General features: G+C 59.4%; 20 protein-coding genes. 1 reads left to right on the forward strand and 19 read right to left on the reverse strand.

Going from position 1 to position 9,896, the window contains the following annotated elements; all coding sequences use genetic code 11:
• Positions 1–2: 2 nt before the first annotated feature.
• From NJC40_RS18340 to NJC40_RS18370, 7 genes are all read right to left on the reverse strand, one after another.
• Positions 3–293, reverse strand: coding sequence for a hypothetical protein (locus tag NJC40_RS18340; RefSeq protein ID WP_253139770.1), 291 nt, complete (start codon positions 291–293; stop codon positions 3–5).
• Positions 290–1,030, reverse strand: a complete 741-nt coding sequence (locus NJC40_RS18345; RefSeq protein WP_253139768.1) for a hypothetical protein — start codon at positions 1,028–1,030, stop codon at positions 290–292. Before NJC40_RS18345 ends, NJC40_RS18340 begins: the two co-directional genes overlap by 4 nt.
• Complete coding sequence (locus NJC40_RS18350) at positions 1,023–1,601, reverse strand: hypothetical protein (protein ID WP_253139766.1); 579 nt, start codon at positions 1,599–1,601, stop codon at positions 1,023–1,025. The genes NJC40_RS18345 and NJC40_RS18350 overlap by 8 nt, the downstream gene beginning before the upstream one ends.
• 160 nt (positions 1,602–1,761) lie before the next feature.
• Positions 1,762–1,965 (reverse strand): hypothetical protein, encoded by a 204-nt coding sequence (locus NJC40_RS18355; RefSeq protein WP_253139764.1) that lies wholly within the window; start codon positions 1,963–1,965, stop codon positions 1,762–1,764.
• A 40-nt stretch (positions 1,966–2,005) separates the two neighbouring features.
• The gene (locus tag NJC40_RS18360; protein ID WP_253139762.1) at positions 2,006–2,929 is read right to left on the reverse strand and encodes a DNA cytosine methyltransferase; all 924 of its coding nucleotides are present in this window, start codon (positions 2,927–2,929) and stop codon (positions 2,006–2,008) included.
• 263 nt (positions 2,930–3,192) lie between these two features.
• Positions 3,193–4,050, reverse strand: a complete 858-nt coding sequence (locus NJC40_RS18365; RefSeq protein ID WP_253139760.1) for a phosphoadenosine phosphosulfate reductase domain-containing protein — start codon at positions 4,048–4,050, stop codon at positions 3,193–3,195.
• A gap of 68 nt (positions 4,051–4,118) precedes the next feature.
• A complete protein-coding gene (locus NJC40_RS18370) occupies positions 4,119–4,748 on the reverse strand; it encodes a hypothetical protein (RefSeq protein ID WP_253139757.1) in 630 nt (209 codons plus the stop codon).
• A gap of 106 nt (positions 4,749–4,854) precedes the next feature.
• Here NJC40_RS18370 and NJC40_RS18375 point away from each other — a divergent pair, with 106 nt between their 5' ends.
• On the forward strand, positions 4,855–5,067 hold the full coding sequence (locus tag NJC40_RS18375; RefSeq protein ID WP_253139755.1) for a hypothetical protein: 213 nt from the start codon (positions 4,855–4,857) through the stop codon (positions 5,065–5,067).
• Here the strand turns inward: NJC40_RS18375 and NJC40_RS18380 are convergent.
• The 12 genes from NJC40_RS18380 to NJC40_RS18435 all read right to left on the reverse strand — a co-directional run bounded on the left by NJC40_RS18380 (position 5,045) and on the right by NJC40_RS18435 (position 9,524).
• A complete protein-coding gene (locus NJC40_RS18380; protein WP_253139753.1) occupies positions 5,045–5,377 on the reverse strand; it encodes a hypothetical protein in 333 nt (110 codons plus the stop codon). The genes NJC40_RS18375 and NJC40_RS18380 overlap by 23 nt on opposite strands.
• Complete coding sequence (locus tag NJC40_RS18385) at positions 5,377–5,715, reverse strand: DUF7740 domain-containing protein (RefSeq protein WP_253139751.1); 339 nt, start codon at positions 5,713–5,715, stop codon at positions 5,377–5,379. Before NJC40_RS18385 ends, NJC40_RS18380 begins: the two co-directional genes overlap by 1 nt.
• Before the next feature lie 81 nt (positions 5,716–5,796).
• Positions 5,797–5,985 (reverse strand): hypothetical protein, encoded by a 189-nt coding sequence (locus tag NJC40_RS18390; RefSeq protein WP_253139749.1) that lies wholly within the window; start codon positions 5,983–5,985, stop codon positions 5,797–5,799.
• Between the two features lies 1 nt (position 5,986).
• Complete coding sequence (locus NJC40_RS18395; RefSeq protein WP_253139748.1) at positions 5,987–6,673, reverse strand: 3'-5' exonuclease; 687 nt, start codon at positions 6,671–6,673, stop codon at positions 5,987–5,989.
• Positions 6,674–6,735: 62 nt separating this feature from the next.
• Positions 6,736–7,392, reverse strand: coding sequence for a hypothetical protein (locus NJC40_RS18400; protein ID WP_253111192.1), 657 nt, complete (start codon positions 7,390–7,392; stop codon positions 6,736–6,738).
• An 11-nt stretch (positions 7,393–7,403) separates the two neighbouring features.
• Positions 7,404–8,036, reverse strand: a complete 633-nt coding sequence (locus NJC40_RS18405; RefSeq protein ID WP_253111195.1) for a DEAD/DEAH box helicase family protein — start codon at positions 8,034–8,036, stop codon at positions 7,404–7,406.
• An 8-nt stretch (positions 8,037–8,044) separates the two neighbouring features.
• Positions 8,045–8,323, reverse strand: coding sequence for a hypothetical protein (locus NJC40_RS18410; protein ID WP_253139746.1), 279 nt, complete (start codon positions 8,321–8,323; stop codon positions 8,045–8,047).
• Entirely contained in the window at positions 8,320–8,475 is a 156-nt protein-coding gene (locus NJC40_RS18415; protein WP_253139744.1) for a hypothetical protein, read from the reverse strand. The genes NJC40_RS18410 and NJC40_RS18415 overlap by 4 nt, the downstream gene beginning before the upstream one ends.
• Entirely contained in the window at positions 8,472–8,729 is a 258-nt protein-coding gene (locus NJC40_RS18420; RefSeq protein ID WP_253139742.1) for a hypothetical protein, read from the reverse strand. Before NJC40_RS18420 ends, NJC40_RS18415 begins: the two co-directional genes overlap by 4 nt.
• Positions 8,726–8,968: a hypothetical protein gene (locus tag NJC40_RS18425; protein ID WP_253139740.1), complete on the reverse strand. Its 243-nt coding sequence runs from the start codon at positions 8,966–8,968 to the stop codon at positions 8,726–8,728. Before NJC40_RS18425 ends, NJC40_RS18420 begins: the two co-directional genes overlap by 4 nt.
• 14 nt (positions 8,969–8,982) lie before the next feature.
• Complete coding sequence (locus NJC40_RS18430) at positions 8,983–9,297, reverse strand: DUF551 domain-containing protein (RefSeq protein WP_253139738.1); 315 nt, start codon at positions 9,295–9,297, stop codon at positions 8,983–8,985.
• The gene (locus NJC40_RS18435) at positions 9,294–9,524 is read right to left on the reverse strand and encodes a hypothetical protein (RefSeq protein WP_253139736.1); all 231 of its coding nucleotides are present in this window, start codon (positions 9,522–9,524) and stop codon (positions 9,294–9,296) included. The genes NJC40_RS18430 and NJC40_RS18435 overlap by 4 nt, the downstream gene beginning before the upstream one ends.
• Positions 9,525–9,896 lie beyond the last annotated feature (372 nt).

Below are 9,896 nucleotides of genomic sequence, written 5' to 3' on the forward strand. Positions count from 1 at the left end.
GGTTAGATCAGCTCTGCATCAATAGCAGCGTCTGCGTCGTCGCCGGTGAGGACCGGGCAGTCATCGTAGGAATGGGCGAAGTGGACGATCTTGAGGTCGCTTTGGCCGGTGCGTAGATGCCGATACCGGGCAGCCTCAAGACGGATCTGCTGCTCGCTGCGCTGCTCGGCAGACTGCTCGACTGCGCGATCAACGCAGGCTTCAAGCTCGGTCCAGGTGCCGGGTGTGAGCTTCATGCCCTCACGGATCTGCTCGATTACCCACATCGGGAGGGTGACCGGCGTGGTATTCATGACTCTGGACCGACAGGCTGCGCGTTGAGCTGGGCTACTGCGTCAGATAGCGTCTCTGCAAGCAGCTCAATCTCATCACGCCCAACGGCTACTGTCTCGCCATCCGGCGTGAGTGCATCAATAAGCGGGAATGCCTCACCGTCATCGCCTTCCGTAAAGCTCAGACGGTGCACAGCCAGCGCCCCGAGGATAGCGTTTTGAATTGCGGCTTGGTCAGGCAGCCTCACCGCCCGTACCGGCGCAGCAAGAAACACAGGAAACGGCTTTTCCCACAAATCAGGTCGTTGCGATTGCTCGCATTCTGGCCCGTCAACCTCAATGAGTTGTCCGGCGCACGAACCTTTTAACACTCGCGAGTACCAGCGGAACGGCTCCTGCTCGCTCTGCACAGACTCAAGGGATGGCTTGCTGGGAATGCACAGGCATTGCCCATCTTGTACACACGCACAGTCAGGACAGTCTGGTATTGTGAAGCTCTGCACAGGCGCAGCGATGGCGGCGCGGGCAAGCCAGCCGGAAAGCCGCAGGTTTAGGTCGCTGGCGTCGGTTTCCTCGATGGAGCGACCATTCATTGACCTGTACCCCTTGCGGTCGCCGGAGTAGAAGACGCCTTCCTGCACCACAAAAGCGCGCTCAAACTTCGCCATCTCCGCATCTTCGTCCACCGCCTGGGCGGCAGTGTGCTCGCAGGTCCCGAGTGGCTGTTTGCAAATCCTGCACTGCGCATACTTACTCATACTCTTTGCCCTCGACCAGTGCTGCTTCGATGCGCTTTGCAACAGGGCCGCTCCGGCATACCAATTCCTCATGAGCCTCGCGCAGCAGCCCCTCAAGCTCAGCAGTGCGCCGGTTCAGCCTTGAGCACTCCTTTCCGAGCTCGGCATTGTCTTCAAAGTGCTTGGCGACCTCGGCCTGTAGCGCCTTCCGTGTTTCCTCGGCTGCTTCCATGAAGTCGTTCTTGTGCTGGCGCAATTGCGACACCTCGGCCTGTAGCCGGGTTACGTGAGCGCGAACAACATTACGGGTTTCTTCCACCTGCTCTTTAGTGCAACCTCGATAATCACTTTTGCCGTATCTAAAGCAATTCCACATGGCCTGTTCAACAGCGGCTAATACTTCCGGCTCCCCGCCAAGCGCTGGCGGCACTGGGGCTGCGGCGAGCATCAAAGCGTGGCGGCGGCGCACATCTGCCCCGTAAAGCTCCTTGTAGCTCTCCATGCTGGCGTGGTAGCAATCCGCTTTCTTTGCGGCTTCCCACATTTCCTCGGTCGGCTCGACCGGCACCAACTTCCACTTTTGTTCACTCATGTCGCTTTCTCCGCGCTCTGCGCATGTAGGGCCTGGCGCCGCTTCGAGCAGGCCCGGTGGTTTCCGTGGGATCTTGCTTGCCCGCACTGGTCGCAGATGCTTTTGATCGCATGCCAAGAGCAGGGGATCGGACTGTCTGAGGTGCTGCGGCTGTGGCCCTTCATGCGGCACGCTCGCCAATTGCTCGCACATCGTCGATGACGCCCTGCACGCCGCGGGCGAATGACGCAGGCTTGCCGCGCAGGCCGCGCTCCAGGTACGCGATCAACTGGCGGTGCTTGTCGTTCTTGCCCGCCAACTCACGAAGCTGGCCGATTGAATCCAAGGCCCACTGGCGGCCTTCACGTTCGAGAACCTTGCACATTGGAATGCTCCGGGCCGGGGTGTGCCCGGCGGTGAGTTGGTTATGCGGCTGCCAGAAGCGCTTCGATGATTCGCTGGCCGGCGAGGGGTGGAACTGCGTTGCCGGCCATGTGCATGGTCAGCCGGTGGCTTTCAGGTCGCAGGGTGTCGGCCGGGAATGACATTGCAGCCAAGGCTTCGCCGGCACTGAGCATGCGCATTTCATCGCCACGAACCAGCGCCCAGCGATCACGGGTAGTGATCGTGCCAATCGGGCGCTCGATAGAACGGCCGGTAAGCCCCGAGCCCTTTCCGTAATAAGGCATTACGAACTGATCCCCGAATCTCTGGCGACCGTTTCGAATGCGATTGAGGGTTGCCGGGGCGCGTCCAGGCCTTACGATTGGCGACCACTTTCCTGCATTGAAGTCGAGGAAACTTCTCGCTGGTACGTGCTGACGCTTATGCAACTCAAGCATCAGAGGAGCTCGGCTGCGTGTGATGACCAGGAACAGACGGACCCGATGCTGCGGCACTCCAAGATCCGCACAATCAACTATGTGAGGCGCGACTTGGTAGCCGAGAGCTTGAATTGCTGCCACCCAGGCTGGATAGAGCGCCCATTCAACGAACTCAGGCACGTTCTCTACCAGCCCGCCATCCGGGCGGTGAAACTCTAGCGCTGAGACTACTGCCCAGGCGGTGGAGCGCGATGAGTCATGCTGGGGATTGCCACTTGCCTTGCCTCTTGCTCTTGAGTGGCCCTGGCAACAAGGCGAAGCCAGCAGCAGGTCGTGCGCCGGAACATTCTCCCAGCGCGCTTGATGCAGATCCTGGCAGACGTGCTCAGTGTTGCGGTGATTGGCTGCGTGCCATTTCACGGCCTCTGGCCAGTGGTTGGCGGCCCATAGAACTTGTACGCCTGCCTCTGTTGCACCGGTAGTCCATCCGCCGTATCCGGCGAACAAATCAATTGCTGTAGTCATAAAGGGGCCTCGCAGCCGCAGTTGCCTGGGCCGACATGATTTTGAAATTGGGTGGTCAGAAGGCGGCGGACCCATGCAGGCCCGCCTGGTCAGTCAATTGGGGCGCATGTGCAGGTAAATGATGAAAATCAGAGCGAACAGGATGATTCGGCCGATCAGCATGATGGAATGTCTCCTTTATTTGAGCTGAATTGCTCATATTTATAGTGGGAGGCGCGAGGGCACTGATTTGGCGGTTTTGTAGCGGAAGAACTGTTTTTTTCTCAATCGCCGCAGAAGCAGTCGATAGTCTCATCAACCTCTGCAAACAGGTCGTACTGCAGCTCTGCGTAGTCGATCATCTGCTGGTAGCTTGGGCGATCTTTACGGAAGCGGGCGCCGTCTCCGGCGAACATGCCAGTAGATTCGGTGCCGGCCTCCATCGCTGCCCACCATTCTCCCTTGTCGCGGTCAGTGGCGATGATTGAGTAGACCTGGTTCATCGGCTTAAGGAAGCAGAGGTCGCAGTTGCCTTCGAGTGTTCGGCCGTTGACCGTGGGTAGTTGAAGGTTGAACGGCTGCGATAGCCAGAAAGCCCCTACGTCATGAACTGAAACCCCGGACTCTGCGAGCGGCATAAGCATGTGCTCCTTCGGGGTTTCAGTGCTGGTGCCCCGGGCGCGTATCTTGCTGACTCGGCGCTGCTCATCGGCTCGCAGGCCGACCATCTGGTCCCATTCGCCATCCTCGTTTGTCCAGCCGATGTGCTTGAGGTAGCGGTGCATGGTTCTGATTTTCAGCTCCACGGTACAGAATCTGGTAACCGGGTTGGGCAGATACTTGCGCTTTCGGATTACCGCTTCGAACGGCTCGCCATTCCGACTACAGGTGTCGAAGTCGACGACGGCAAACCCAGGTTCGGTATCGCGGTACTCAACCCAGGTGATAGGCACGGACCAGTTTTCCGCGCATGCGCGGACAAATTCCAGAGTAGCAGGGTGTTCTTTACCAGTGTTTGCGAACAGCACCAGAAGGTCGCTGCGATCTTCGTTCGCATCCAGCACCTGGCGCAGCATGTAGGCGCTGGTCCGACCGCCTGAAAAGCTCAGTACGGTTTTCCCGCGCAGGCGGTAGGGGTTCATAAATGCTCCAGGCAGCCGGGCATTGCCGGGCTGGCGTGATTTGAAAGTGGGGAGGGTGGGTCAGGCTGTTACGGGCGGTTGTCTGCGCCGCAGTTGCGGCAATTGGATATGAACCGACCTTCATCGCTGATGAACCGGCCGCAGCCGTGGCAGTTGAACATCATCATGCGCGGGCGCTTGGGCTTCGGCAGCTTGATGCCGGTGCCTCGCAGGGCTTCTTTGATGTTCACGTCATCACGCTCGACCAGGCGCCGACTGTGCGTGTCGATGTAGGCGCAGGGCCAGGCGATGCAGCCGGTCTGGCCGCAACGTCCGATCATGTTGATGGTGTCTGCCCGGGCGACGCGCACAGCCTTGCTCAGGTCGCTCGTGAAGCCGCCATCGGCCTTCAGCCAGATCAAGTTGTTTCCGTTCCAGGCCTTCGGCTTCTGCATGTAGAACTCAGAAGCGTCAGGATGCTGGTCCAGCGCCTCTCGGATCTCGACATACTGGCAATCGACGCCGATCCGCACCCTGGCATCGACGTAGTCCTTCGGCCAGGGAATGTCGGTCTCTCGGTGACCGGCGGCCTGCTCCAGGGTGAACAGCTCGGCTTTGGCCAGATCGGTGACGTAGCCTGCGCCTTTGACGCCCCAGAACGAAAGGCCGTCGCCGACGTAGGCGTGGTCGCGGCTGTCTTGCAGATAAAACTGGCTCATGGCGTTTCTCCATGCATGCACCACCCTCCGCTATCCGTGGTGGCAAATTGGTTGTAGGTGGGCTATAGATGGTGGCCGGCATGGGGCCGGGTCAAAGGAGTGCTATATGGCTCAAAGTCTGAACATGTTCATGGATGATTACCGCGACCACTCATTTGCAGTGGACTTCACCCAGCATCAGCACGGAATCACCATTCGATACCGGATTGATGATCTACCTTGGCGCGCCGACAGCGACCATTCTTGGCTTGACTATGAGCAGGCAAAAAAGGCGGGCATCGCGACTTGCAAAGCGATCATCGACAGAATGGCGAGATAACCTCATCCCCCGGATCCTGCTGAATCATCAGCAGGCTCTTTCGATCAAAAGCCAGCGCCACATTTCGCGACAGTACGATTTCGTGGCGCGGCACCTCAAGAAACCGCATGGCGCCGCTCGGCCCCAGCGCGTGCAAATGGTGAATCATCAACGTCATGGCCTCGCCCTGTTCTTCGATTCCTGCCCAATCCATCAGCTCGGCCAGGGCCTGATTGGTGCCAGGCCTGACCCGTAGCCTCAGTTCCTTTTCGCCTGCCGCCTTGCGCTTTGCTGCTGTTTTGGCTGATCGGTCCTGCTGCGAGGCGGCCATCACAGATCCCCATTCCGCAGAAATCGCTCGCCCGGGTAGATGCTTTGCAGATCGCACACGCGATCAATGATGCGTAGGGCTACATCGAACACCGAGGCATCATCTTTTTCGCGGCTCAGGCGACGCATGCTCGGCTGATGCTCCAGGCACACCTTCTCAACCAGCTCATGAGCCAGTCTGCGAAGCTTGTCCGCGCTATCGTGCTCCCGGAGGCTAAGCGCGAATGCAAGCGCAACATCGTCAGGCCGGTATTGGCCGCCGCTCCGGGTGTTGTAGAGCTTCTTTACGGCTGTCATCCAGCTCGGCAGGGTGACGTGCCCCGATGGCATCTTGTTCATCTTTGGATTCCTGCAGGCCGCTGGGCGGCAGGTGGAATTGTTCGGCCCGCCTGCGCTGGCGGACCAGGTTGTTGATGCGCTTCATGCAGCGCCGGCCATTTCCAGCTCTTGGTCGATATCGGCCATTTGCTGGGTGAGGTTTTCGATGGTGGCTGCGCCGCGGGTGCGATCTGAACGGCTCCAGGTGTCGCTGCGCTCGTAGAGCAGGTCCAGACTTTCGGCCAGTTCATTGCGTCGCTGCAGGAGCTCGTCTGTGGTCATGAATGTCATGTCAGGCTCCAGAGCTTTGCTTGTTGAGAGCCTTGCGCAGATACGGATCAATGTTGTCCTGGCGCAGAAGCCAGGATTTGTAGTCTGCAGGGATGTCGGCAATTGCTGAGCCGGCGTGTTTTCCGAAACGGATGATGCGCGGCAGGCGGGCATCTTCGGACAACTCCCATAGCTCATCCCAGCTTGCGACTTGACGACCCAGGCGAGCTGCCAACGCATCCATGATCTTGATCAGCAGCAGGCGGCAGTTCTGAACATCGTCCAGCGCTGCATGAGCGTTGCGGAGGAGACCTGGCGCCTCGGAGCGGTAGTGCAGATAGATCATGGCCGATTGCGAGTGACTGTCGGCGGTCGGCCAGAGCAGGCTGCTGAGGGCCTTGGTGCAGATCCGCTTGATGTCAGGCTGACCAATTACGCCCCAGTCATAGTCGACGTTATGCCCGATCAGATACTGGATGTCGGCTGGAAGGGCGAAAGAGTCGTGCGGCGGGCAGTCGGCCAGTTCCTCATCAAGGATGTGGCTCGTCGCCAATGCGCCCAGCTCGATCGGTTTGGCCGGCTTGTAGCGGGCCAGAAATTCATGGGTGACTTCGAGGGTGCCGATATCGGCGAGGCGGAGCCAGGCGGCCTCGACCAGTTGCGGATCGTTGAGTCCAGTGGTCTCGGAATCAAAAATGTAAGCGGTCATCGCGTGCATCCATCTGCAAGTTGAGGGCGGCGACCCGCTGTCAGGCCGCCGGCGAAAATTAATCAGTCGAAAGGGATGTCGTCCGAGAAGTCGGGCGGCGCGCCGTAGTCGTAGTTGTCTGCCTGGTAGGGCGCAGCGGCGCCCTGGGCTGATTTTGGGCGCCTGTCATAGATAGGCTTCTTCATCAGTTGCTGGACCATCTTTTCCAGCTTTGCCGGGGCAGTGCAACGCGGATCGAGGATCTCGGAAGCTGTCTTCTCCGACTCGGCGCTGAACGGTGCGTAGATGGTTGGGCGGGGCATCCCGTTCTGGCTGTCCTTCTCGATCTCCATCTGGATCAGGAGGCCGATGGGCTTCTTCAGCAGCTCAGGAAATCCAGGTGCGGTGACCTGCTCACGCTGGCGGGTTTCACTGTTCCACTTTTCGAATTTGATCGGCTGTGGCGCCCCTACGGTGCGTAGCTGCAGGCAGGCCATGATGGCGTTCATCATTGCGTAGCCGCCTTCGTTGCGGGTGCCATGCTGGTAAGTCAGGTTGAGGTAAAAGCTGGCCTCTGCGCCGTCGCGAGTTTTGAAGGTCAGGCCGATACCGGTTGAGCCGGTATCCTTCTTTTCCATGTATTCGGCTCGCTGGAACTCGCCAATGCACTTGCCAGCCTCGTCGATGAAGGCTGATTTATTGTCGGCGGACCGAGCCGCGTTTGCGTCCAGATTGAACATACAGAAGGCTCCTATGCGGCCTGGGTGGTGTCGGTGAGGTCGTAGTACGCGCAGATCGCGGCGTCTACCGATGCGAGGTCGTTGTCGATCAGCGCCTCGTTGAACATGCCCATCGGGGCTTTGGTGGTGTCCGAACCATTGTTTCTGGTACTGAACAGGTGCTGGCCATCGCTCACAACCGAGCGCAGAACGATGGTCACCATGCCTTCCAGCGTGATCTTCTCGTCCAGCATCTTGCCGATCGTCTTCATCTTGATCTGGCCGCCTTCCGTCTCCTCGGTGTGGCTGAGGACGTAGACCCGGACGTCATCAGGAAGCCCGAGCAGGGCCTCGAAGATGTTCCAGGTGTGCCGGCCGATCTCGGTGAACTTGTCGAAGCCCTTTTCCTCGCTCCGGCGCATAAACTCGTTGGCCAGGATGTACTGGAAGTCGTCGATGACGATCACCTTGCGCCGGGTCTGACGGCAGGCGCCGATGACCTTGACCCAGTTGTCAGTGACGTACGATTTCCAGGCCTTGGAGCCAGGGAAGGGCAGTGGCTTCTTGATGACCTGCACCAAGGCCACGTCATCAGGTTTGAAATTGCGCAGTGAAGCGCTCTTTCCAGCCCCGGACTTGCCGAGGATCAGGGTCACGGTTGCCATCTGGCACCTCAGTCCGGTTGGTTGTCCCATTGCCGCTCAATGCGTGCGGCTTCGGCTTCGTACTCGCGGCGCTGGTCGCCCTGCAGTTGCTCAGGGTCGAAGGCGCCGATGGCTGCCCAGTCTTGCTGGGCCAGTTCTTGCGGGGAGATGTTCATGGGTTCGACCTTTGGCAGGTAGGTGATCTGACCGGCATAGGAACTGGCGAGAATCCACAGTGCAGAAAGCAAGAGGGTGACAGCGGCGCCTCGCCAGATGCCGACGCGCCGCGCGCGCTGATAACGGCTCACCCCCAGTTACCTATCGGCTTACGCTTGAGCCATGCGGCGCGCACCGGATGCTTGAGGTCGCACACCTTCATGTCGCGCGGGAAGGTGAATGTTCCCTGCACCTGAGCAGCAGGCTGGGTGTCCTGCGGGCGCTGGGCAGTCTGAATGCTCATGCTGCGCTCTCCTTGGGCGGACAGATCCGCTCCATCTGCGTGATTGCGATTCCGATCCGGCGGGCCAGACTTTTGCGCCCTGCGGCCTCCCGAGCTTTCCGAGCTGCCACGTCGATTGGGTTGTCGTAGTTGTGCACGAAGTCGGTGATTGGCCGAATGGGGTTGCCCCAAGCATCAGTCGGAGCTGACTGGCGCCTGACCGACTGCATGCCTTGGTAGCTGTCCTGGTATCGTTCAAGGTCAAGATCGGTCATGCGCAGGACCTCACCGGCTCGGTGTAGAGCTTCTTGATGCACTCAGCACGAGCTGCATCGATGTGGCGATGTAGGATCTTGTGCTGGTCATGCGTGATATCACCCGCGAGGAAGGCATAAGCCAAGATTCCAGAGGCGACGCCAAGCTCGGCTTCGACGCCAATCTGGCGGTTTGCTGGCATGGCTAGAGCAGCCTTGATGCGGCCAGTAAAGAACTCTTCTGCTCGTTCATTCAGCATGGTCGCCTCCTGGGCTATTCGGTGGGTGGCGCGGGAAGTGGCTGCCAATGAGTTGGTTTGATCTTGTGGCCCCGGCCAACGGTGACGTACCAAATTTCGTCGAAGTCCGTGCTTGCCGGGTCGGAGCAGCGCTTCTGGTGATTAAGCTCTGCTGTGGTGATCTGCTGGGTCTTGAGCACAGTCTCAAAGCACACCAGCACGTTCTGGTTGTACTCGGGCAGCCTGTCGCTGCACTTGATCCAGACACCGACCTTGGCCTGTTCCAGTTCAACCTCAAACCGTGCGATGGTCGAGTAGGCCATCTCTTCGCGCTGCGTGAGCTTCTTCATGGCTTCACTCGTGCGGCGAGCATTGCGTCGGCCAGCTTGTAAGCTGTGCTGGCGGTTTCGTTCTCGCATCCACCCATGCCCAGGAGGCACGGAGCGCCTGCGGTTGATATGAGGCCCTGCAACGCCTTGGCGGCGAAGTAATCGCGCAGGCTCATGCCGTTGAAGTCTTCATCGTGTTGCAGGCCGGGAATGGGGAATGCTGGGCCGCCGTGTAATCCTGTGTGCATGATTGATCCTCTGGACCGCATTAGTCAGATGCCAGGCACCGGTGACCAAGCCGGGCGTGAAAAGCCAGCCTGGCACCTGCTGATGCGGTCGAAATTGAAGGGAAGGGGATGCAGGCGCCGGGAGCTGCCCCGGTGAGCATCTGGACTGACCGGGTAGGTCCCGGATTCGCCTGCGGTTGAAGCGATGCAGATGGCCGGTCGCTACTCCGGCTATCCTCATTAGGCCGACAAAGCCTTTCTCTCAAGTTCCGGCTCTAGCCCCAGCAGGCATACCGGACGTCGCTCAAAGTGGCTGGTACTGCAGGCAGTTTTTCAGGTGGGCGCCTATCCGTTGCCCTGCGTGTCTGCTTTCCACGCCGCATCTGCATCGGT

The organism is Pseudomonas sp. 21LCFQ02, from assembly GCF_024129895.2.
GTDB lineage: Bacteria > Pseudomonadota > Gammaproteobacteria > Pseudomonadales > Pseudomonadaceae > Aquipseudomonas.